The 26,116-nt window shown below is 71.5% G+C and carries 1 protein-coding gene; it reads left to right on the top strand.

Annotation, left to right across the window (positions count from 1 at the left end; genetic code table 11):
- Nucleotides 1–34: 34 nt before the first annotated feature.
- Nucleotides 35–26,116: SDR family NAD(P)-dependent oxidoreductase (locus tag ACIBH4_RS37080; RefSeq protein ID WP_399173710.1), on the top strand; the 26,082-nt coding region annotated here is incomplete at its 3' end.

Raw genomic sequence — 26,116 nt, 5'->3', positions numbered from 1 at the left:
GTATCGGCATGACGACGTGTATGGGGAGCGGTGCGTGAATCGACCCGAGTTCATGCCTGACCATGACTCCGGCACGGAGGACGATCGCATCGCGATCGTCGGAGTGTCCTGCCGGTTGCCCTCCGCGCCAGGTCCGGCGGAGTTCTGGCGGCTGCTGCGCGACGGAGTGAGCGCCGTGTCCACGGTGCCACCCGGCCGCTGGAGCGCGAACACCGAGCCGGGTCCCGGCGAGCACGGTGCCTTCCTGGACGCGGTCGACCGGTTCGACGCCGGATTCTTCGGGATCTCCCCCCGTGAGGCCCGTGCGATGGACCCCCAGCAGCGGCTGATGCTGGAACTCGGCTGGGAGGCGCTGGAGAACGCGCGTGTCGCGCCCGCGCTCCTGCGCGGCACCGACGTCGGCGTGTTCATCGGCGTGATGGCCGACGACTACGCGTTGCTGAGCCGCCAGAACGGCGCGGCGGGAATCGGCCACCACTCGCTCACGGGCGTCAACCGCAGCATCCTCGCCAACCGGGTGTCGCACTTCCTCGCCCTGACGGGCCCGAGCATGGCCGTGGATACCGGCCAGTCGTCATCGCTGGTCGCGGTGCACCTCGCCTGCGAGAGCATCCGCAGCGGCGAGTCGGACATGGCCCTCGCGGGCGGGGTCCAGCTCAACCTCGCCGCGGAGAGCGCCCTGGCGGCCGCGGAACTCGGCGCGCTGTCCCCCGACGGCAGGTGTTTCACCTTCGACGAGCGGGCGAACGGTTACGTCCGCGGCGAGGGCGGCGCCGTCGTCCTCCTCAAGCCGCTGTCGCGCGCCCTCGCGGACGGCGACCACGTGTACTGCGTCATCTCGGGCAGCGCGGTGAACAACGACGGTTCCGGCGAGACGCTCACCACCCCGAGCCCTCGGGCGCAGGAGCGGGTGCTGCGCTCCGCGTACCGGCGCGCCGGTGTGGACCCGGCGAGCGTCGGCTACGTCGAGCTGCACGGCACCGGCACCAGGGTGGGCGACCCCGTCGAGGCCGCGGCGCTCGGCGCGGTGCACGGTACCGGCCGCTCGGACGCGCCGTTGTGGGTGGGATCGGCCAAGACCAACGTCGGCCATCTGGAGGGCGCCGCCGGCATCGTCGGGCTGCTCAAGACCGTGCTGGCCATCGAGCACCGGCTGCTGCCGCCGAGCCTGAACTTCGAGCGGCCGAACCCCGCGATCCGCTTCGACGAGTGGAACCTGCGGGTGGTGGGCTCTCCGACGCCGTGGCCGGTGAACGACGGTGACGGTGACGGGCGGATCATCGCGGGCGTCTCCTCGTTCGGTATCGGCGGCACCAACTGCCACGTCGTGCTGACCTCCGCCCCCGAGCGCACCTCGCCGGCCCCGGTGGCCGCGGGCGGGATCGCCGTACCCGAGGGCGCCGAGGCGCCGGCCCCGGTGACCTGGCCGCTGTCCGGCCACACCGAGGGCGCGCTGCGGGCGCAGGCGGCGCGGCTCGCCCGCCACGTCAGGGAACGGGAGGACCTCTCGACCGGCGACGTGGCCTTCTCGCTGGCCACGACGCGGGCCGGTCTGCGCCATCGAGCGGTCGTCGTCGGCGACGGACGCGAGCAGCTGCTCCACGCGCTGGACGCACTGTCGGAGGGGCGCTCCGCGCCGGGAGTGGTGCGCGGCAGGACCGAGGTCGAGTCCGCTTCCGGTGGCGTGCTGTCCGACCGGGTGGAGCGCCTCGATCAGATGCGTCTCGTCCTCGGCCTCGGTCAGCACACCGCGCCGCTGGCCGGCGTGTGGCAACGCCCCGGCCAGCAGGTCTTCGTCTTTCCCGGTCAGGGATCGCAGTGGGCCGGGATGGGGGCGGAGCTGCTCGACTCCTCCCCGGCGTTCGCCGCCGCCATGGCGGAATGCGAGGCGGCGCTGGCGCCGTTCGTCGACTGGTCGCTGACGAGCGTCGTACGGGGGGAGCCCGGTGGCCCGCCCAGGGAGCGCGCCGACGTGATCCAGCCCGTGCTGTGGGCGATCATGGTCTCCCTCGCGGCACTGTGGCGGTCGTACGGTGTGGAACCGGCCGCGGTGGTGGGCCACTCGCAGGGGGAGGTCGCCGCCGCGTGCGTCGCGGGCGCGCTGTCACTGGAGGACGGCGCGTACCTCGTGACCGCCAGATCGAAGCTGATCACCGAGGTCCTCTCCGGCAGAAGCGGCATGGTCTCGGTGGGACTTCCCCTGGAGGTCGTGGAGGAGCGGCTGGCCCGCTGGGCGGGCCGCCTGTCCATCGGCGCCGTGAACAGCCCGTCCTCCGTGGTGGTGTCCGGGGACAACGAGGCGCTGGCCGAGATGACGGCCGAGTGGGCGGACACGGTGCGGATGGGCCGGGTCAACATCGACTACGCCTCGCACTCCTCCGTCGTCGAGCAGATCGAGGAGCGCCTGGCACCGCTGCTGGCGCCGATCCGGCCGCGCGGCTCGGCGATCGCCTTCTACTCGACGGTGACCGGTGCCCCCCTCGACACCGCCGAGCTCGACGGCGACTACTGGTACCGCAACCTGCGCAGGCCGGTCGACTTCCAGGGCGCGGTGGAGCGGCTGCTCGCCGACGGGTTCGGTCTCTTCGTCGAGGTGAGCCCGAACCCCGTGCTGGTCGGCAGCATCCACGAGAGCGCGCGGGCCGTCGGCCGTCCGGCGGTGGCCGTCTGCACCCTTCAGAGGCACAACGCGGGGATCTCCCGCGTGCTGACCTCGATCGCCGAGCTCTACGCGAACGGGGTGGAGGTCGAGTGGGAGAGGTTCCTGCCCGCCGCCTCCCGGGTCGAGCTGCCGACGTACGCCTTCCAGCGGGACCGCCACTGGCTGGAGGAGTCCGGCAGGGAACGGGAGTGGACGGCACCGCGGGCGGGATCGGCGGCGACGGACGACGCGAGGCCGGACGACTCGGACGGGCCAAAGGAGTCGGACACCGTTCGGCGGCCCGGCTCCGGCGGCCCGCTGGACCTGGTCCGCGACGCCTGCGCGGCGGTCCTCGGCACCTACGACCCCGACGGGATCGACCTCGGCCTGCCGTTCAAGGAGCTCGGCTTCGACTCCGCGATGCTCGTCGAGCTCACGACCCGGCTCGACACGAACGGCGGGCCGGCGCTGACCGCCACCGCCCTCTTCGACCACCCCACGCCGGCGAGACTCGCCGCGTTCCTGGGGTCCACAGCCGCCACCGGTTCCGAACCTCCGCCTCCGGAACCGGTGGCCTCAACTCCCGCGGCCGGTGAGCCCATCGCGATCATCGGGATGGCCTGCCGCTACCCGGGCGGTATCGACTCCCCGGAAAGCCTGTGGCGGCTCGTCGACACCGGCGAGGACGCCGTGTCCGCGCTGCCCGCCGACCGCGGCTGGCGGATGGGAACCCTCGCCGCGGACCATCCCGGAGGCTTCCTCCACGCCGCGGGAGACTTCGACGCCGGATTCTTCGGGATCTCGCCGCGCGAGGCGCTCGCGATGGACCCGCAGCAGCGGCTGGCGCTGGAGGTGACCTGGGAGGCGGTGGAGCGTGCCGGGATCTCGCCCTCGTCGCTGGACGGCACCCGCACCGGCGTGTATCTCGGCGCGATGGCGCAGGACTACGGCGCCCGGATGCACGAAGCGTCAGGAGACGCCGAAGGCTACACGCTGACGGGCACCTCGCCCAGCGTCCTGTCCGGCCGGGTCGCCTACACCCTGGGGCTGGAGGGCCCCGCGATCACGGTGGACACCGCGTGCTCGTCGTCGCTGGTCGGCCTGCACCTGGCCGCGCAGGGGCTGCGGTCGGGGGAGTGCTCGCTCGCGCTGGCGGGCGGAGTCACCGTGATGTCGACGCCCGGCATCTTCCTGGAGTTCGCCAAGCAGGGCGGCCTCTCCCCGGACGGGCGGTGCAAGGCGTTCGCCGACGCCGCGGACGGCACGGGCTGGGCCGAGGGCGCCGGCGTGCTGGTGCTGGAACGCCTGTCGGACGCCCGCCGCAACGGCCACCGGGTGCTCGCCGTACTCCGCGGATCCGCGGTGAACTCCGACGGCGCCTCCAACGGCCTGACCGCTCCCAGCGGTGTCTCCCAGCAGCGGGTGATCCGCCAGGCCCTCACCGGCGCCGGGCTCTCCCCGTCGGATGTGGACGTGGTGGAGGCGCACGGCACGGGCACCAGACTGGGCGACCCGATCGAGCTGCAGGCCCTGCTGGCGACGTACGGGCAGGACAGGGAACGGCCGCTGCTGCTCGGGTCGATCAAGTCGAACATCGGTCACACCCAGGCGGCCGCGGGGGTCGCGGGCGTGATCAAGATGGTGATGGCCATGCGGCAGGGAATCGTGCCGCGGACGCTGCACGTCGACGCCCCCACCTCGCGCGTGGACTGGTCGGCCGGCGCGGTCGGGCTGGTGACCGACCGCGCCGGATGGCCGGAGGCCGGGCGGCCCCGCCGGGCCGGGGTGTCGTCGTTCGGTATCAGCGGCACCAACGCGCACGTGATCGTCGAACAGGTGCCGGACCCCTCCGCCGAGCGATCGCCCGGGCAGGCCGATCCCTCCGAGCCCGCCGCGACACCGAGCACGACACCGAGCACGACACCGGGGGCACCCGCGCCGGTGCCCTGGGTGGTCTCCGGCAAGACCGAGGCCGCGCTCGGCGCCCAGATCGACCGGCTGGCGTCCTTCGCCGCCGAGAGCGGAGCCGATCCGGCCGACATCGGGTACTCGCTGGTGACGGGCCGCTCGGAGTTTGCCCACCGGGCGGTACTGCTGTCCGGAGCCGACGGCGTGACCGAGGTGGCCCGCGGCGTCGCCGGCACGCCCGGCTCGCTCGCGATGCTGTTCGCGGGACAGGGTGCGCAGCGGATCGGAATGGGCCGCGAACTCGCCGCCCGCTTCCCGGTCTTCGCCCGCGCGCTCAACGAGGTGTTCGCGCGGCTCGCCGGCAGGCTGGAGAGATCCCCTGTCGAGGTGATGTTCGGCGCGGACGCCGGGCCGCTGGACCGCACCGAGTACGCCCAACCGGCGCTCTTCGCGATCGAGGTGGCGCTCTTCCGCCTGGTCGAGTCCTGGGGCGTGACCCCCGACCTGCTGGTGGGGCACTCGATCGGCGAGATCGCCGTGGCCCACGTGGCAGGCGTGCTGTCGCTGGACGACGCCTGCACGCTCGTCGCCGCCAGGGGCCGGCTGATGCAGCGCCTGCCCGAAGGCGGGGCGATGGTGTCCGTCCAGGCCGGCGAGGCGCAGGTCGAGGCGGCGCTGGAGGACGGGGCCGTCATCGGCGCGGTGAACGGCCCCTCCTCCGTCGTGATCGCCGGAGCCGAGGAGGCCGTCCTGCGCGTCGCCGCGCGCTTCGACGGGGCCAGGCGCCTGCGGGTGAGCCACGCCTTCCACTCGCCGCTGATGGAGCCCATGCTGGCGGAGTTCAGGGAGGTCGCCGAAGAGCTGACCTTCCACCCGCCGAAGAGGGCCATCGTCTCCACCGTGACCGGCGCTCCCATCGACGCCGCGTACCTGTGCTCGCCGCAGTACTGGGTGGACCACGTCACGCGTCCGGTGCGCTTCGCCGACGCGATCCGCGCCGCCGCGGCGGCGGGGGCCACGGTCTTCCTGGAGCTCGGCCCCGACGGCGGGCTGTCGGCGCTCGTCCACCAGAACCTCGCCCCGGAGGCCGGCCGTAACCTCGCCCCGGCCACCGGCCGGAACCCGTCTCCGGAGACCGGCCGGAACCCTGCGGGGACGCCGGAACCGCAGGCGTTCCCCATCCTGCGCAGGGACCGCGGCGAGGCCGCCGCCGCACTGGCGGCGGCCGCCCGGCTGTACGTGCGCGGGACGCCGGTGCGCTGGCCGGAGCTGTTCTCAGGTACCGCGGCTCGCCGGGTGGACCTGCCGACGTACGCGTTCCAGCGGGAGCGGTACTGGCCGGACCCCTCGGCGACCGTGGGCGACGTCACCTCGGCGGGGTTGGACCGGCCGCGACACCCGCTGCTCGGCGCGGCGGTGGAACTGCCCGACACCGGCGGGTTCCTGTTCACCGGTCTGGTCTCGACGGCCGCGCACCCGTGGCTGTCCGACCACGTGGTGGCAGGACGGGTGCTGTTCCCCGGCACGGCCTTCGTCGAGTTGGCCACGCGGGCGGCCGCCGAGGTCGGATGCGGCCTGGTGGAGGAACTCACCCTCACCGCGCCACTCACGCTGCCCGAACGGGGCGACGTGCGGCTGCAGGTCGCGCTCAGCGCCGCCGACGGCGACGGAGCCCGGACGATCGGCGTGTACTCCCAGGCGGTGGACGAGCCGGAGGCACCCTGGACCCGGCACGCCACCGGCGTGCTCACTCCCGGCGTGCCGGGCGTCCCCGACCCCGGCATGGGTGAATGGCCCCCCGCCGACGCCGTCCCGATGGACCTCGACGGTTTCTACGAGCGGCGGGCGGAGGCGGGCTTCTCCTACGGCCCCGCGTTCCAGGGGGTGCGCGCCGTCTGGCGTACCGGCCGGGACGTGTTCGCCGAGGTCGCCCTGCCGGAAGGCCCCGCCGCCGACGCGGGCTCTTACGGGCTGCACCCGGCCCTGCTCGACGCCGCGCTGCACGTGGCGTCCCTCACCGGGATCGACGAGGCGAACGGTGGGCTGCTCCCGTTCGCCTGGGCCGGGGTGTCCCTGCACGCGTCCGGCGCCTCGACGCTCCGCGTCCGGATGAGCGGAACCGGTACGGACGCCATCACGCTGGTCGTGGCCGACGCCGAGGGCGGCCTGGTCGCCTCGGTACGATCCCTCGCGCTCCGGCCGAACGATGCGCGGCCCGCGACGCGCACCGGCGGACCTCTGCTGCGACTGGACTGGCCGCTCGCACCGGAATCCGGGAGCGAGGACCATCCGGCGAGGCGCTGGTCGGTGCTCGGCTCCGACGAACGCGGTCTCGTCGCCGCCCTGCGCGCGGCCGGGCAGACGGCGGACCTCGTACACGAGCCCGACCCGGCCGCGGACGTGACGCTGGTCGAAGTCATCACACCGGCCGAAGACGACGTTCCGGCCGCCGTACGGTCGGTGACCTCGGCGGTCCTGGCCCGGCTGCGGGAGAGCGGGCGCGACGAGCACACCGACACTCCCGTGATCTTCGTGACGCGTGGGGCGGTTGCCGTCGACGCCGAGGCCGAGCCCGATCCCGTCGCCGCGGCGGCCTGGGGTCTGGTGCGCTCGGCGCAGGCGGAGAACCCGGGGCGGTTCCTCCTGCTCGACCTCGACGTCGAGCGGGTGACCGGTGAGACGCTGGTCGCGGCGCTCGACTCCACCGAGCCGCAGATCGCGGTACGCGACGGCCTGCTCCGGGTGCCGAGACTCGTCGAGGTCGGCGCCGCCGCCTCTCTCACACCGGCCACCTTCCGTACCGGGGGCACCGTCCTCGTCACCGGTGGCCTGAGCGGGCTGGGCGCGCTCGTCGCCCGCCACCTGGTGACCGAGCACGGCGTACGTCACCTGACACTGGTCGGTCGTCGCGGCATGGACACCGAGGGCGCCGCGGAACTGACCTCGGAGCTGACCGTCCTGGGGGCCGAGGTCACGGCCGTCGCCTGTGACGTGTCCGACCGCGAAGCCCTCGCCGAACTGATCGCCGGGATCTCCCCGGAGCACCCGCTCACCGGGGTGGTCCACGCCGCGGGCGTGCTCGACGACGGGCTGGTCGAGGCACTGACACCCGAGCGGATGGACACCGTGCTGCGGCCGAAGGCGGACGGCGCCTGGCACCTGCACGAGCTCACCCGCGATCTCGATCTGACCGCCTTCGTGCTGTTCTCCTCGGTGTTCGGGACGCTCGGCAACGGAGGCCAGGCGAGCTACACCGCGGCGAACGCCTTCCTCGACGCCCTCGTGCGGCAGCGCACCGCCCGAGGACTGGCGGGCCTGTCGATCGGGTGGGGGCCGTGGCGGCAGGACATTGGCATGACCGCCGCCCTCACCGAGACGGACATGCGGCGCATGGCACGGGTCGGACTGCGCCCCCTGTCCGGCGAGCAGGGGCTCGCCTTCCTCGACGCCGCGCTGGCGAGCCCGGAGCCGGCGCCGGTGGCGGCGCGGTTGGACCGGGCCGCACTACGGGCGCGGAGCCATGTGCCGGAGGTCTTCCGCGCCCTGGTGCCCGCTCCCATCCGGCGGGCCGCCGTCGCCTCCACCGGCTCCGACGCCCTCGGCGCCCTGTCGGGAGAGGAACTCGGCGAGGCCGTCTCCACGCTGGTGCTCGGTCAGGTGGCCGCCGTGCTGGGGCACGCCTCGGCGGACGCGATCTCGCCGCATCTCACCTTCCAGGACCTCGGCCTGGACTCCCTCACCTCGGTGGAACTGCGCAACCGGTTGACCGAGGCGACCGGCATCCGGCTGCCCGCCACGCTGGTGTTCGACCAGCCCACCCCGACGGCGGTGACCGGCTTCATCCGCGAGCGCCTCGACGGCGTCGAGGCGGCCCCCACGCCCTCCGCGCAGGTCACGGCCCCCCTCACCGGGGACCCGATCGTCATCGTCGGCATGGCCTGCCGCTATCCGGGCGGCGTCACCTCTCCGGAACAGCTCTGGGAACTGGTCACCGAGGGCAGGGACGTCATCTCGGACTTCCCCGCCGACCGAGGCTGGGAGCTTCCCGACACGTCCTTCGCCCGCGCGGGCGGATTCCTGTACGACGCGGCCGAGTTCGACGCGCCGTTCTTCGGGATCTCGCCGCGCGAGGCGCTGGCGATCGACGCCCAGCAACGACTGCTGCTCGAGACCTCCTGGGAGGCCGTCGAACGGGCGGGCATCGACCCGCTCACCCTGAAGGGCAGTCGAGCCGGTGTCTTCGCCGGGATGATGTACCACGACTATCCGTCGACGGGAGACGGCGCACCGGAGGAACTGCGCGGGATCGTGGTCAACGGGACCACGGGCAGCGTGACCTCCGGGCGGGTGTCGTACACGCTGGGTCTGGAGGGTCCGGCGGTCACGGTGGACACCGCGTGCTCGTCGTCGCTGGTGGCGTTGCATCTGGCGGCTCAGGCACTGCGCTCGGGTGAGTGCTCGCTGGCGCTGGCCGGTGGGGTGACGGTGATGGCGACCCCGGACACCTTCGTCGACTTCTCCCGCCAGGGCGGTCTGAGCTCTGACGGGCGGTGCCGGTCGTTCGCCGACTCGGCCGACGGGGTCGGCTGGTCGGAGGGTGTCGGGGTGCTGGTGCTGGAGCGGCTGTCGGACGCGCGCCGCAACGGCCACGAGGTGCTCGCGGTGGTGCGCGGCTCTGCGGTGAACCAGGACGGCGCGTCCAACGGTCTGACCGCGCCGAACGGTCCGTCTCAGCAGCGGGTGATCCGTCAGGCCCTGGCCGGAGCGGGGCTCTCGACGTCGGATGTCGACGCGGTGGAGGGGCACGGGACCGGTACGACGCTGGGTGACCCGATCGAGGCGCAGGCGCTGCTGGCGACCTACGGCCAGGACCGGCCGGAGGACCGGCCGGCGCTGCTGGGGTCGATCAAGTCGAACATCGGTCACACGCAGGCGGCGGCCGGCGTGGCCGGTGTGATGAAGATGGTGCTCGCGATGCGGCACGGGGTGCTGCCCCGGACGTTGCATGTGGACGAGCCTTCCTCGCACGTGGACTGGGCCTCGGGCGCGGTGCAGCTGCTGACCGAGCCGGTGGAATGGCCGCGGACGGGCCGTCCGCGCCGGGCCGCGGTGTCGTCGTTCGGGATCAGTGGCACCAACGCGCACGTGATCATCGAGCAGTTCCCCGAGTCCGAAACCGACGAGGCGCGGCGGGAGCCGGAGGCTCCGCGAGGCGAGGTCGAACCGGGCGCGGTGCCGGTGCCGGTGCTGGTGTCGGGTCGTTCTGCGGGGGCGTTGCGGGCGCAGGCCGGGCGGTTGGCGTCGTTCCTGGAGGGTGAGCCTGATCTTGGCCTGGCCGATGTGGCGTTCTCGCTGGCGACGACGCGGTCGGCGTTCGAGCATCGGGCGGTGGTGGTCGGTGACCGTGACGGCGTGCTCGCCGGGTTGGGTGCGCTGGCCGAGGACCTGCCGGGTGCGGGTGTGGTGCGCGGGGTGGCCGGGCCGGAGCCGAAGCCGGCGTTCCTGTTCACCGGCCAGGGCAGTCAGCGGGCGGGGATGGGCCGGGAGCTGTATGACCGTTTCCCGGTGTTCGCGCAGGCATTGGACGCGGTGATCGCGGAGCTGGATCCGTTGCTTGAGGGGGTGGAGCGTGGATCGGCCGGAGGGCTGGGTGGCCGGTCGTTGCGTGAGGTGTTGTTCGCCGAGCCGGGGTCGGCTGAGGCTGAGGCGCTGGATCGGACCGGGTGGGCGCAGCCGGCGCTGTTCGCGGTGGAGACCGCGTTGTTCCGGCTGGTGTCCTCGTGGGGGGTGCGGCCGGGTGTGCTGGCGGGGCATTCGGTCGGGGAGATCACTGCGGCCCATGTGGCCGGTGTGTTGTCGCTCGCCGACGCGTGTGCGCTGGTGGCGGCCCGGGCGCGGTTGATGCAGGCGTTGCCCGCGGGTGGGGCGATGGTCTCGGTGCGGGCCTCCGAGGAGCAGGTCGCCGAGTTGCTCGCCGGGCGCGAGGGTGAGGTGTCGGTCGCGGCCGTGAACGGCCCGTTCTCGGTGGTGATCTCCGGTGTTGAGGAGGCGGTGCTGGAGGTGGCCGCCGCTCTGGAGGAGCGGGGGATCCGGGCGAAGCGGTTGCGGGTGTCGCACGCGTTCCACTCGCCGTTGATGGACCCGATGCTGGAGGAGTTCCGGGTGGTGGCGGGGTCGCTCACCTACGATCCGCCGCGGATTCCGGTGGTCTCGACCCTGACCGGGGAGCAGGCCACGGCCGAGCAGTTGTGCTCGCCGGAGTACTGGGTGGAGCAGGTCCGTGGCGCGGTCCGCTTCGCCGACGCCGTCCGTACCCTGCACGAGCAGGGTGTGCGGGCGTACCTGGAACTCGGCCCCGATGGTGTGCTCACCGCGATGGCGTCCGACACCCTCGCAGCGCTCGCCGACGTGGAGGCCGGAACCGCTTCCGGTCCGGACGCGCTGCTGGCGTCGGTACTGCGCGGAGGCCAGGACGAGCAGAAGACGATCGTGACGGCGCTGGCCGGGTTGTACGTGCGTGGAGTACCGGTGAGCTGGCCGGCCGTGCTCCCCGACGCCCGCCGGGTGCAGTTGCCCACCTACGCCTTCCAGAAGGAGCGGTTCTGGCCGAGCGGCAGGCGAGGCGGGGACGCGCGGGGTCTGGGGCTTGAGACGGCGCTCCACCCGCTGCTGGGAGCGGTGATGGTGTCACCGGAGTCGGACGGGGTGGTCCTGACCGGGCGGATGTCGGCGTCGACTCACCCGTGGATTCGCGACCACGAGGTTCTGGGCCGGGTGCTGCTGCCGGGAACGGGATTCGTGGAACTGGTGGTCCGCGCGGGCGACGAGGTCGGCTGCGCGGTGCTGGAGGAACTGGCGCTGCAGGCGCCGCTGGTGCTTCCGGAGACCGGTGGGGTGCGGGTCCAGGTGGTGGTCGACGGCCCCGGTGAGGCCGGAAGGCGCGCGGTCCGGGTGTATTCCCGGGCGGACGGGCGAGAGGGCGGCGACTGGACGCTGCACGCCCAGGGAGTGCTCGCAGAGCGAGCGGAGGAGCCGGGATTCGATCTGGTGCAGTGGCCGCCGGCGGGGGCGGCCGAGGTGGACGTGACGGGGGCCTACGAACGGCTGGCCGAGGTCGGCTACGGCTACGGTCCGGCGTTTCAGGCGTTGCGCGCGGCGTGGCGGCGAGGGGAGGAGCTGTTCGCCGAGGTCGTGCTGGGTGAGCGGATGGCCACGGAGGCGGGGCGGTTCGGTGTGCATCCGGCCCTGCTGGACGCGGCGATGCACGTATCACTCATCGATCCCTCGGGCGTGGCGAGCGGCGGGCGGGCGGTGTTGCCGTTCGTGTGGCGGCAGGTGGTGCTGCACGCGGCGGGCGCCTCGACGCTGCGGGTGCGGGTACGGCATTCGGGCGAGCACACGCTGGTCCTGGACGTGGCCGACGAGAACGGCCGACCGGTGCTGTCGGCGGGATCGATGGTGGGGCGTCCGGTGTCGGCGGAGCAGTTGGGCACGGCAGGGGAGCGGTCCCTGTTCCTGGTGGAGTGGAACCCGATCGAGATGCCCACGGCCGGTTCGGCGCGGGTGACGGAGTGGTCCGCGCTCGCCGCCGACCAGGCCTCCGACGTGTCCGGCCTGGCTGTCGGTGCCGATGACTCGATCGCGGTGGTGGACTGCGCGGCACCGCCGACCGGCGAGACGCCGGACGTGGTGCGCTCGGTGACCGGAGACGTGCTTGAGGCGCTGCAGGCGTGGCTGGAGCGGGAGAGCCGGGGATCGGCACCTCTGGTGGTGGTGACCAGGGGCGCGGTGGCGGTGAGCGAGGGCGCGGACGTGGATGTGACGGTCGCGCCGGTATGGGGACTGGTGCGGGCGGCGCAGGCCGAGCACCCCGGGCGCTTCGTGCTGCTGGATCTTCAGGAGGACCAGGAACGGGACGCGGCGGTGCGGGCGGCGGTGGCCTCCGGCGAGCCGGAACTCGCGGTGCGGTCGGAGACGTTCCTGGTGCCCCGGCTGGTCAGGATGGCCAGGCCTGAGCGGCCCGCCGACGGCTCGGGCCCGGACTCCGCCGAGCCGGCCGACGGCTCCGCCGGGTTGGCGGCGGGGACGGTGCTGGTGACGGGAGGTACGAGCGGATTGGGGGCGTTGCTGGCTCGTCGTCTGGTGACCGATCACGGCGTGCGTTCCCTGCTGCTGGTGAGCCGGCGAGGGCCGTCGGCGGAGGGCGTCGAGACGCTGGTGCGGGAGCTGACGGCGCTGGGCGCCGAGGTTCGCGTGGTGGCGTGTGACGTCGGGGATCGGGAGTCGCTGGTACGGGTCGTGGAGTCGATTTCCGACTCGGCCCCGCTGGTGGGTGTGGTGCACGCGGCCGGAACGGCGGACAACGGCGTGCTGGAGGCGCTGTCGCGAGACCGGCTGGAGACGGTGCTGCGGCCGAAGGCGGACGCCGCCTGGCATCTGCACGAGCTGACCAGGGATCTGCCGCTGGAGATGTTCGCGCTGGTGTCCTCGGCCGGCGGGCTGGTCCTGGCGGCGGGGCAGGGCAACTACGCGGCGGCGAACGTGTTCCTGAACGCGCTGGCGGCCCATCGACGGTCGCGAGGACTGGTGGCGACGTCGCTGGCGTACGGGCTGTGGGATGTGGCCACCGGCATGAGCTCCGAGCTGTCCGACGCGGACCGGGACCGGCTGGCCAGGCTCGGGCTGCCCGTGCTGTCCGCGGCCGAGGGCGTGCGGCTGTTCGACGTGAGCGTGCGGACGGACGCGGCGTTGACGGTACCGCTGCGGGTGGACACGGAGGTGATGCGGGGCCGTGGCGGCGAGGTACCGGCGTTGCTGCGCGGGCTGGTACCGGCGAGGCGGCCGATCCGGGTGGCCGCAGGTGGCGGCGGAGAAGACGGCTTGCGGCGGCGCCTGGACGGGTTGGACACGGCCGAGCGCCGGCGGGTGCTGGAGGAGCTGGTACGGCGGCACGTGGCGGTGGTGCTGGGGTACGCGTCGGGGGATGCGGTGGAGCCCGATCAGGCGTTCAGCGCGATGGGGCTGGATTCGCTCGCCGCGGTGGAACTGCGCAACCAGCTGGCCACGGCGACGGGGCTGTCGCTGCCCGCGACGCTCGTCTTCGACTACCCGACCTCGTATGGCGTGGCGGAGTTCCTTCACGGGGAGCTGTTCGGCTCGGTGGACGCCGAGCAGGTCGATGTGGGTGTGCTCTCGCCGGTGGTGCGGTCGGTGGCCGACGATCCGGTGGTGATCGTGGGGATGGCGTGTCGTTATCCGGGTGGGGTGTCTTCTCCGGAGGATTTGTGGCGTCTGGTGGTTGAGGAGACTGACGCGATCACTGGGTTCCCGACGAATCGGGGGTGGGATCTGGAGGGGATCTATGATCCGGATCCTGGTCGGGTGGGGACGTCGTATACGCGTCATGGTGGGTTTTTGCATGATGCGGATGAGTTTGATCCTGGGTTTTTTGGGATGTCGCCGCGTGAGGCGTTGGCGGTTGATCCGCAGCAGCGGTTGTTGTTGGAGGTGTCGTGGGAGGCGGTGGAACGGGCGGGGATCGAGCCGGGGTCGTTGCGGGGGAGTCGGACCGGGGTGTTCACCGGTTTGATGTACAACGATTACGGTCTGGCGTTGGGCAACGCGGCCGGTCGGGTGCACCAGGCGGCCGTCGGCGAGGTGGTCGAAGGTCTCGGCCAGCGTGATGCCGTCGAGGGTTACGAAGGCACCGGGACGGCGCCGAGTGTGGCGTCGGGTCGGGTGTCGTACACGCTGGGGTTGGAGGGGCCGGCGGTGACGGTGGACACCGCGTGCTCCTCCTCGCTGGTGGCGGTGCACCTGGCGGCGCAGGCGTTGCGGTCTGGGGATTGTTCGCTGGCGTTGGCGGGCGGGGCGACGGTGATGTCGACGCCGAACACGTTCATCGGGTTCGCTCGGCAGCGGGGTTTGTCGGTGGATGGGCGGTGTCGGTCGTTCGCGGAGTCGGCCGATGGGGTGGGGTGGGCCGAGGGCGTCGGGGTGGTGGTGCTGGAGCGGTTGTCGGATGCTCGGCGCAACGGTCATCGGGTGCTGGCGGTGGTGCGTGGTTCTGCGGTGAATCAGGATGGTGCGTCGAACGGGTTGACGGCGCCGAACGGTCCCTCGCAGCAGCGGGTGATTCGTCAGGCGCTGGCGAGCGCCGGACTGTCGGCGTCGGATGTCGACGTGGTCGAGGCGCACGGCACCGGGACGCGGTTGGGCGATCCCATCGAGGCGCGGGCGCTGATGTCCACCTACGGACAGGGCCGCGACACTGCGGAGCCGCTGCTGCTGGGATCGATCAAGTCGAACATCGGTCACACCCAGACGGCCGCCGGTGTGGCGGGGATCATCAAGATGGTCATGGCGATGCGCGAGGGCATGGTGCCGCGCACGCTGCATGCGGACGAGCCGTCCTCGCATGTGGACTGGAGCGAGGGCGCGGTCGAACTGGTGACCGAGGCACGGGCGTGGCCTCGGGTGGAGCGGTCGCGCCGGGCCGCGGTGTCGTCGTTCGGGATCAGCGGCACCAACGCGCATGTGATCTTGGAGCAGTCTCCGGTGCCGGTGGAGGTACCGGTGGATGCCGGTGGTGAGGAGGTCGACGGCGGGGCTGTCGCGTGGGTGGTGTCGGGGCGTAGTGAGGTGGCGTTGCGGGCGCAGGCGGAGCGGTTGCTGTCGCACGTGGAGGGTTTGTCCGGGTCGAGGTTGGCTGGGGTGGGGGTGTCGCTGGCGACGGTTCGGTCGGCGTTCGAGCATCGGGCGGTGGTGGTGGGTGCCGGGCGTGCGGAGTTGGTGGGAGGCCTGGCGGCGCTGGCGCGGGGGGTGGTGGATCCGGGCGTGGTGACCGGTTCGGTGCGGAGCGGAGGCAAGGTCGCGTTCCTGTTCACCGGTCAGGGCAGCCAGCGCGCCGGGATGGGCCGGGAGCTGTATGAGCGTTTCCCGGTGTTCGCGGCGGCGTTGGACGCGGTGTTCGCCGAGCTGGATCCGCTGCTTGAGGGGTCGCTGCGTGAGGTGTTGTTCGCCGAGCCGGGGTCGGTGGAGGCGGGGTTGCTGGATCGGACGGGGTGGGCGCAGCCGGCGTTGTTCGCGGTGGAGACGGCGTTGTTCCGGTTGGTGTCGTCGTGGGGGGTGCGGCCGGATGTGCTGGCGGGTCATTCGGTTGGGGAGATCGCGGCGGCTCATGTGGCGGGGGTGTTGTCGCTGGCGGATGCGTGTGTGCTGGTGGCGGGTCGGGCGCGGTTGATGCAGGCGCTTCCTGTGGGTGGGGCGATGGTGGCGGTGGCGGCTTCTGAGGAGGAGGTCGTCGAGCTGCTGGCCGGTCGGGAGAAGGAGGTGTCGGTCGCGGCGGTGAACGGCCCGTCCTCGGTGGTGGTCTCCGGGGTTGAGGAGGCGGTGCTGGAGGTGGCCGCCGCCCTGGAGGAGCGGGGTATCAGGGCGAAGCGGTTGCGGGTGTCGCACGCGTTCCACTCCCCGCTGATGGACCCGATGCTGGAGGAGTTCCGCGCGGTGGCCGGGTCGCTCTCCTTCAGCCCGCCGGAGATCCCGATCGTGTCGACGTTGACCGGGGAGTCGGCGACGGCGGAGCGGTTGTGTTCGCCGGAGTACTGGGTGGAACAGGTGCGTGGCGCGGTTCGCTTCGCCGACGGCATCCGTACCCTGCACGGCCAGGGGGTTCGGGCCTACCTGGAGTTGGGCCCCGACGGGGTGCTCACCGCGATGGCCGCCGACACCCTCACCGCGCTCGCTGACACGAACACCGGTGGGATAACGCGTGGGGCTGCGTTCGCGGGATCGGCGAGCGGCGCGGAGGCGAGGTCGGCGGCGGATCCGGACGTGCTGCTGGTACCGGCCCTGCGTAGGGGCCAGGACGAGCAAAAATCGATCATGATGGCGCTCGCCGCGCTGCACGTGCGCAGGGTGCCGGTGAACTGGCCGGCGGCGCTTCCCCGGGTCGCCCGAGTGGATCTGCCGACGTACGCCTTCCAGCGCGAACGGTTCTGGCCCGATGGCGTCGGCTCGCAGATGGGAGACGTGACGGCGGCGGGACTCGCGGCTGCGAGCCATCCGCTGCTGGGAGCCGCTGTGGGAGTGGCCGGTTCGGATGGGGTGTTGCTGACCGGCCGTGTCTCGCTGACGTCGCATCCGTGGCTGGCCGATCACATGGTGGGCGGGACGGTGATCTTCCCGGGTACCGGGTTCCTGGAGTTGGCGGTACGGGCCGGTGATGAGGTCGGCTGTGACCTGGTCGAAGAACTCACCCTGACCGCTCCGCTGGTGCTCGGCGAACGGGACGCGGTGGCGGTGCAGGTATGGGTGAGGACACCGGACGAGTCAGGCCGGTGTGAGGTGAGCATTCACGCCCGCCCTGCGGAGGCCGGAGACGAGGAACCCTGGGTACGGCACGCGATCGGCGTGCTGGCGTCCGACGGCCAGGCCGGGGAGCGGTTCGAGCCTTTCGAGGGTGGGGTGTGGCCGCCGAAGGGTGCGTCGGTGCTCGAGGTGGATGGGTTGTACGAGCGACTGGCCGAGGGCGGGCTGGGTTATGGGCCGGTGTTCCAGGGGTTGCGGGGAGCCTGGCGTGGCGAGGACGGTGTGGTGTTCGCCGAGGTGGTGTTGCCTGATCGGGTTGCCGATGCGGGTGGTTTCGGTTTGCATCCGGCGTTGCTGGACGCGGCGTTGCATGTGGTGGCTTTTGCTGATCTGGATGGTTTTGAGGGTGTGCGGTTGCCGTTCTCGTGGGGTGGGGTGCGTCTGCACGCGGGTGGGGCGTCGGTGCTGCGGGTGCGGTTGGCGTGGGTGGGTGATGGTGAGCTGTCGTTGAGCGCGGTGGACGTGGTCGGGGAGCCGGTGCTCTCGGTGCGCTCACTGCTGCTGCGCCCGGTATCGACGGAGGACCTCCCCGTCGCCGACGGTCGGGTGCTGGGGCGGGACGCGCTGTTCCACCAGGAGTGGGTGCGGAGGCCGGAGACGGCGACCTCCTCGGTGTCCGGCTCCGTCAGTCGTACGGCCGAGCTGTCCCTGGATCCGGCATCGGATCCGGTGGCGGAGTTGGCGGCGCTGGAGGTGGTGCCGGAGGTGGTGACCGTCGTGGTGGGGTCTGACGGGGATGTGGTGGGGGCGGTGCGTGCTTTGACCGTTCGTGTTCTGGGGTTGGTGCAGGGGTGGTTGGCCGATGAGCGGTGTGTGGGTTCGCGGTTGGTGGTGGTGTCGCGGGGTGCGGTGGTCGCGGGTGAGGGTGAGGTGGTTGCGGATTTGGGGGCTGCGGCGGTGTGGGGGTTGGTGCGTTCTGCGCAGGTGGAGAATCCTGGTCGGTTCGTGCTGGTGGACATCGACGATGAGTTGTCGTCGTCTGTGTTGGCGGGGGTGTTGGCCTCGGGTGAGCCGCAGGTGGCGGTGCGCAGGGGTGAGGTGTGGGTTGCCCGGCTGGTACGGGCGGCGTCGTCCGGCTCCGGGGCTGACTCTGATTTGGGTGAGGGGCGGGTCTGGGATTCCGAGGGGACGGTGTTGATCACTGGTGGTACGGGTGGTCTGGGGGGTTTGTTCGCGCGGCATGTGGTGGCCGAGCGTGGGGTGCGTCGTCTGCTGCTGACCAGCCGTCGGGGGTTGGATGCTCCGGGTGCGGTGGAGTTGCGGGCGGAGTTGATCGCGCATGGGGTCGAGGTCACCATCGCGGCGTGTGATGTGGCCGATCGGGATCAGGTGGCGGCGTTGCTGGCCGGGGTGCCGGAGGAACACCCGTTGACGGCGGTGATTCATACCGCGGGTGTGCTGGATGACGGGACGATTCCGTCGCTGACACCGGAGCGGTTGGACACGGTGTTGCGGCCGAAGGTGGATGCGGCGTGGCATCTGCATGAGCTGACCCAAGATGAGGATCTGGCCGATTTCATCGTGTTCTCGTCGGTGGCGGGGACGTTCGGTGGGGCGGGGCAGGGCAACTACGCGGCGGCGAACGCGTTCTTGGACGCGCTGGCGGAGCATCGGCGAGCGCGAGGGCTGGCCGGGCGTTCGTTGGCATGGGGTCCGTGGGCGCAGGACGCGGGGATGACAGGCGGGTTGGATGAGGTGGATCTGCGGCGGATGGCGCGTTCCGGGATGGCGCCGTTCTCGCCTGGGCAGGGACTGGCGTCCTTCGACGCGGTGAGTGCGACGGATCGTCCGGCGCTGGTGATCGCGCGGTTGGATCTGGCGGCGGTGCGGGTGGGTGGTGAGGTGCCGCATCTGCTGCGCGGGCTGGTGCGGGGCTCGCGCAGATCGGCGGCGTCGTCGGTCATGGTCGGTGACGGTGCGCTGGTGGGGCGGCTGGCCGGGTTGGGTGAGGCCGATCGGGTGCGGTTGATGGTGGAGACGGTGCGGGCGCAGGTGGCGGTGGTCCTGGGGCATGCCTCGCCGGAGGCGGTGGATGTTCGGCGGGAGTTCCTTGAGCTGGGCTTCGACAGCCTGACCGCGGTGGAGTTGCGCAATCGGTTGAACGCGGCGACCGGGCTGCGCCTGCCGGCGACGCTGGTCTTCGATTACCCGACACCGGTTGGGCTGGCGGAGTTCCTGCTGGGTGAGTTGCTCGGTGAGCGGGCCGATGTGGGTGTGCTCTCGCCGGTGGTGCGGTCGGTGGCCGACGATCCGGTGGTGATCGTGGGGATGGCGTGTCGTTATCCGGGTGGGGTGTCTTCTCCGGAGGACTTGTGGCGCCTGGTGGTCGAGGAGACCGACGCGATCACCGGGTTCCCGACGTCACGCGGCTGGGACCTCGGGACGTTGTACAACCCGGATCGGGAGAGCCGGGGGACCAGTTATGTGCGTGAGGGTGGGTTCCTGCACGAGGCCGGGGAGTTCGATGCCGGGTTCTTCGGGATCTCGCCGCGTGAGGCTCTCGCGATGGATCCGCAGCAGCGGTTGTTGCTGGAGACGTCGTGGGAGGCGGTCGAGCGGGCCGGGATCGACCCGTTCTCGCTGCGCGGCAGCCGTACCGGCGTGTTCGCCGGGATCATGTACCACGACTACGCGACCGGTGTGGAGTTGCCACCGGAGGCGATGAGCTTCTCCGGTACGGGTAGCGCCGGTAGTGTCGCGACCGGCCGCCTGTCCTACACGCTCGGCCTGGAGGGGCCGGCGGTGACCGTGGACACCGCGTGCTCGTCGTCGCTGGTGGCGCTGCACCTGGCCGCGCAGGCGCTGCGTTCGGGTGAGTGTTCACTGGCGCTGGCCGGTGGCGTGACGGTGATGGCCACGCCGACCTCGTTCATCGACTTCAGCGCCCAGGGAGGGCTGGCCGCCGACGGACGGTGCAAGGCGTTCTCCGACAGCGCCGACGGTGCGGGCTGGTCCGAGGGCGTGGGCATGCTGGTGCTGGAGCGGTTGTCGGATGCTCGGCGTAATGGTCATCGGGTGCTGGCGGTGGTGCGTGGTTCTGCGGTGAATCAGGATGGTGCGTCGAACGGGTTGACGGCGCCGAACGGTCCGTCTCAGCAGCGGGTGATTCGTCAGGCGCTGGCGAGCGCTGGGTTGTCGGCGTCCGAGGTGGACGCGGTGGAGGCGCACGGTACGGGGACGACGCTGGGTGACCCGATCGAGGCGCAGGCTTTGCTGGCGACGTACGGTCAGGATCGGTCGGAGGATCGGCCGTTGCTGTTGGGGTCGATCAAGTCGAACATCGGTCACACGCAGGCGGCCGCCGGTGTCGCGGGTGTGATCAAGATGGTCATGGCGATGCGGCACGGGACGCTGCCCAGGACACTGCACGTGGACGCGCCCTCGTCGCATGTGGACTGGTCCTCGGGTGCGGTGGAGCTGCTGACCCAGCCGACGGAGTGGCCCGAGACCGACCGCTCACGTCGGGCCGCGGTGTCGTCGTTCGGGATCAGCGGCACCAACGCGCACGTGATCGTCGAGCAGGGGCCGGAGCTCCCGGAAACCGCCGAAGCTCGCACAGCGGGTCAGGTGCCGGGTGCTGAGACGGCTCCGGTGGTGGTGTCGGGTCGTACGGCGGAGGCGTTGCGGGCGCAGGCCGGGCGGTTGGCGTCGTTCCTGGAGGGTGAGCCCGGTCTGGGGCTGGCCGATGCTGCGTTCTCGCTGGCGACGACGCGGTCGGCGTTCGAGCATCGGGCGGTGGTGGTCGGTGACCGTGAGGGTGTGCTCGCCGGGTTGGGTGCGCTGGCCGAGGACCTGCCGGGTGCGGGTGTGGTGCGCGGCGTGGCAGCGGGCGAGCTGAAGCTGGCGGTGTTGTTCACCGGCCAGGGTAGCCAGCGCGCCGGGATGGGCCGGGAGCTGTACGAGCGGTTCCCGGTGTTCGCGGCGGCGTTGGACGAGGTGGTCGCCGAGCTGGATCCGCTGCTTGAGGGGTCGCTGCGTGAGGTGCTGTTCGCCGAGCCGGGGTCGGTCGAGGCGGAGTTGCTGGATCGGACGGGGTGGGCGCAGCCGGCGTTGTTCGCGGTGGAGACGGCGTTGTTCCGGTTGGTGTCGTCGTGGGGAATCCGGCCGGATGTGCTGACCGGTCATTCGGTTGGGGAGATCGCGGCGGCTCATGTGGCGGGGGTGTTGTCGCTGGCGGATGCGTGTGCGTTGGTGGCGGGTCGGGCGCGGTTGATGCAGGGGTTGCCCTCCGGTGGGGCGATGGTGTCGGTTCAGATCGCCGAGGAGGAGGTCGTCGAGCTGCTGGCCGGGCGGGAGAAGGAGGTGTCGGTCGCGGCGGTGAACGGCCCGTCCTCGGTGGTGGTCTCCGGGGTTGAGCAGGCGGTGCTGGAGGTGGCCGCCGCCCTGGAGGAGCGGGGGGTGCGGACGAAGCGGTTGCGGGTGTCGCACGCGTTCCATTCGCCGTTGATGGATCCGATGCTGGAGGACTTCCGCACGCTGGCCCGGACGCTCACCTACGACCCGCCGCGGATTCCGGTGGTCTCGACCCTGACCGGGGAGCAGGCCACGGCCGAGCAGTTGTGCTCGCCGGAGTACTGGGTGGAGCAGGTCCGTGGCGCGGTCCGCTTCGCCGACGGCGTGCGTACCCTGCACGGCCAGGGAGTGCGGGCGTATCTGGAGCTGGGCCCCGACGGGGTGCTCACCGCGATGGCCGACGACACCCTCACCGCGCTCGCCGACGCGGAGGAGACGGTTCGCTCGCGGGCGATCGCCGAGGAGTCGGATACCCGTCGCGTCACCATGGACGGATATTCGGACTCCGACCCGGTATTGATGTCGGCGCTGCGCGGGGGCCAGGGCGAGCAGGCGACGATCGTGGCGGCGCTGGCCGGGCTGCACGTACGCGGGGTGCCGGTCAGCTGGCCGACCTTGTTCCCCGGTGCCCGCCAGGTAGAGCTGCCGACGTACGCCTTCCAGCGTCAGTGGTACTGGCCGAGTGGCAGACGGGCCGGAGACGCCGAAGGTCTCGGACAGGTCGTGGCGGGACACCCGCTGCTGGGTGCGGTCATGGGGTTGGCCGATAGTGATGAGGCGTTGTTGACGGGTCGTGTCTCGTTGGGGTCGCATCCGTGGTTGGCGGATCATGTGGTGGGCGGGATGGTGATTTTCCCGGGTACGGGGTTTTTGGAGTTGGTGGTGCGGGCGGGGGATGAGGTCGGGTGTGGGGTGGTGGAGGAGTTGACGTTGGTGGCGCCGTTGGTGCTGGGTGAGGACGATGCGGTGGCGGTGCAGGTGCGGGTGGGGGCTGCGGATGGGGTGGGTCGGCGTGAGGTGAGTGTTCATGCTCGGCCTGCGGGGGCCGGTGAGCATGATGCCTGGGTACGGCACGCGAGTGGTGTGCTGGCGTCCGACGGCCAGACCGGGGAGCGGTTCGACGTCGGGGTGTGGCCGCCGAAGGGCGCGTCGGTGATCGAGCTGGGCGGGTTGTACGAGCGGCTGGCCGAGGGCGGGCTGGGTTATGGGCCGGTGTTCCAGGGGTTGCGGGGAGCCTGGCAGGACGCGGACGGTGTGGTGTTCGCCGAGGTCGGCCTGCCCGAGCAGGTCGCCGATGCGGGTGGCTTCGGCTTGCATCCGGCGTTGCTGGATGCGGCGTTGCACGCGGTGGCCTTCGTCGATCTGGATGGTTCAGAGGGTGTGCGGTTGCCGTTCTCGTGGGGTGGGGTGTGTCTGCACGCGGGTGGGGCGTCGGTGCTACGGGTTCGGCTGGTCCTGGCGGATGGCGGCGCGGTGTCGCTGAGCGCGGTGGACGCGGCAGGGGAGCCGGTGCTGTCGGTGCGCTCACTGTTGCTGCGCCCGATCGCGGGCGGCCAGCCGGCCGTCGGTAGTGCCCCGCACCGGGACTCGCTGTTCCAGCTGACCTGGACGGTGTCGTCTGAGGTGTCGGCGGCCGGTACCGGGCCTGACCAGGTCGAACCGACCTTTGACCTGGCATCGGTGGCGGAGTTGGCGGCGCTGGAGGTGGTGCCGGAGGTGGTGACCGTCGTGGTGGGGTCTGACGGGGATGTGGTGGGGGCGGTGCGTGCTTTGACCGTTCGTGTTCTGGGGTTGGTGCAGGGGTGGTTGGCCGATGAGCGGTGTGTGGGTTCGCGGTTGGTGGTGGTGTCGCGGGGTGCGGTGGTCGCGGGTGAGGGTGAGGTGGTTGCGGATTTGGGGGCTGCGGCGGTGTGGGGGTTGGTGCGTTCTGCGCAGGTGGAGAATCCTGGTCGGTTCGTGCTGGTCGATATCGACGATGAGTTGTCGTCGTCTGTGTTGGCGGGGGTGCTGGCCTCGGGTGAGCCGCAGGTGGCGGTGCGCAGGGGTGAGGTGCGGGTGCCGCGCCTGGCGCGGGTGACGCCCGCCTCCGAGCGCGGCGTTGATCTCGGGTCCGGTTCCGTCTCCGGCTTGGGTGAGGGGCGGGTCTGGGATTCCGAGGGGACGGTGTTGATCACTGGTGGTACGGGTGGTCTGGGGGGTTTGTTCGCGCGGCATGTGGTGGCCGAGCGTGGGGTGCGTCGTCTGCTGCTGACCAGCCGTCGGGGGTTGGATGCTCCGGGGGCGGTGGAGTTGCGGGCGGAGTTGATCGCGCATGGGGTCGAGGTCGAGGTCGTCGCGTGTGATGTGGCCGATCGGGATCAGGTGGCGGCGTTGCTGGCCGAAGTGCCGGAGGAACACCCGTTGACGGCGGTGATTCACACTGCGGGTGTGCTGGCCGATGGGACGATTCCGTCGTTGTCGGCTGAGGATCTGGATGTGGTGTTGCGGCCGAAGGTGGATGCGGCGTGGCATCTGCATGAGCTGACCCAGGATGAGGATCTGGCCGGTTTCATCGTGTTCTCGTCGGTGGCGGGGACGTTCGGTGGGGCGGGGCAGGGCAATTACGCGGCGGGCAACGCGTTCTTGGACGCGTTGGCGGAGTATCGGCGGGGGCTGGGGTTGGCGGGGTGTTCGTTGGCGTGGGGTCCGTGGGAGCAGGGCGCGGGGATGACGGGTGGGTTGGACGAGGTTCAGGCGCGTCGGTTGACGCGTGCGGGGATGTCGGCGATCACGCCGGAGCAGGGTGTGGTGTTGTTCGAGGCGGCGATCGGTTCCGGCGGGCCTGCCGTGGTTCCGGTGCGGTTGGATCTGGCGGCGGTGCGGGTGGGTGGTGAGGTGCCGCATCTGCTGCGCGGGCTGGTGCGGGGCTCGCGCAGGTCGGCGGCGTCGTCGGTCATGGTCGGTGACGGTGCGCTGGTGGGGCGGCTGGCCGGGTTGGGTGAGGCCGATCGGGTGCGGTTGATGGTGGAGACGGTGCGGGCGCAGGTGGCGGTGGTCCTGGGGCATGCCTCGCCAGAGAAGGTGGATGTTCGGCGGGAGTTTCGGGAATTGGGCTTCGACAGCCTGACCGCGGTGGAGTTGCGCAATCGGTTGAACGCGGCGACCGGGCTGCGCCTGCCGGCGACGCTGGTCTTCGATTACCCGACACCGGTTGGGCTGGCGGAGTTCCTGCTGGGTGAGTTGCTCGGTGAGCGGGCCGATGCGGATGTGCTCTCGCCGGTGGTGCGGTCGGTGGCCGACGATCCGGTGGTGATCGTGGGGATGGCGTGTCGTTATCCGGGTGGGGTGTCTTCTCCGGAGGATTTGTGGCGTCTGGTGGTTGAGGAGACTGACGCGATCACTGGGTTCCCGACGAATCGGGGGTGGGATCTGGAGGGGATCTATGATCCGGATCCTGGTCGGGTGGGGACGTCGTATACGCGTCATGGTGGGTTTTTGCATGATGCGGATGAGTTTGATCCCAGTCTCTTCGGGATCTCGCCGCGTGAGGCTCTCGCGATGGATCCGCAGCAGCGACTGCTGCTGGAGACGTCGTGGGAGGCGGTCGAGCGGGCCGGGATCGAGCCGGGGTCGTTGCGGGGGAGTCGGACCGGGGTGTTCACCGGTTTGATGTACAACGATTACGGTCTGGCGTTGGGCAACGCGGCCGGTCGGGTGCACCAGACCGATGAGGGCATCGCTCAGCGTGATGCCGTCGAGGGTTACGAAAGTACGGGGACGGCGCCGAGTGTGGCGTCGGGTCGGGTGTCGTACACGCTGGGGTTGGAGGGGCCGGCGGTGACGGTGGACACCGCGTGCTCGTCGTCGCTGGTGGCGCTGCACCTGGCCGCGCAGGCGCTACGCGGTGGTGAGTGTTCACTGGCGCTGGCCGGTGGCGTGACGGTGATGGCCACGCCGAACACGTTTATCGGGTTCGCTCGGCAGCGGGGTTTGTCGGTGGATGGGCGGTGTCGGTCGTTCGCGGAGTCGGCCGATGGGGTGGGGTGGGCCGAGGGCGTGGGCATCCTCGTGCTGGAGCGGTTGTCGGATGCTCGGCGCAACGGTCATCGGGTGCTGGCGGTGGTGCGTGGTTCTGCGGTGAATCAGGATGGTGCGTCGAACGGGTTGACGGCGCCGAACGGTCCCTCGCAGCAGCGGGTGATCCGTCAGGCGCTGGCGAGCGCTGGGTTGTCGGCGTCCGAGGTGGACGCGGTGGAGGCGCACGGTACGGGGACGACGCTGGGTGACCCGATCGAGGCGCAGGCTTTGCTGGCGACGTACGGTCAGGATCGGTCGGAGGATCGGCCGTTGCTGTTGGGGTCGATCAAGTCGAACATCGGTCACACGCAGGCGGCCGCCGGTGTCGCGGGTGTGATCAAGATGGTCATGGCGATGCGGCACGGGACGCTGCCCAAGACGCTGCACGTGGACGAGCCGTCCTCGCATGTGGACTGGAGTGAGGGCGCGGTCGAGCTGGTGACCGAGGCACGGTCATGGCCGGAGGCCGACCGTCCGCGTCGGGCCGCGGTGTCGTCGTTCGGGATCAGCGGCACCAACGCGCACGTGCTCCTCGAACAGGAGCCAGAGGAAGATCGGGTCACGGCCGAAGAGCCCGTACAGGACCGGACGCCGGATGCCGAGATGGCGGATGTCGCGCTGGGGTCGCCGGTGGTTCCGGTGGTGGTGTCGGGTCGTACGGCGGAGGCGTTGCGGGCGCAGGCGGGGCGGGTGGCGTCGTATGTGGGTGCCGATCCGGGGTTGGTGCTGGGTGATGCTGCGTTCTCACTGGTGGCGACGCGGTCGGCGTTCGAGCATCGGGCGGTGGTGGTCGGTGACCGTGAGGGTGTGCTGGCCGGGTTGGGTGCGGTGGCCGAGGGTCTGCCGGGT

The sequence above is a fragment of the Streptosporangium sp. NPDC050284 genome, from assembly GCF_044459525.1.
GTDB lineage: Bacteria > Actinomycetota > Actinomycetes > Streptosporangiales > Streptosporangiaceae > Streptosporangium.
Note: the sequence above shows the minus strand (reverse complement) of the source record. Positions and strands in the feature narration are given on the sequence as shown.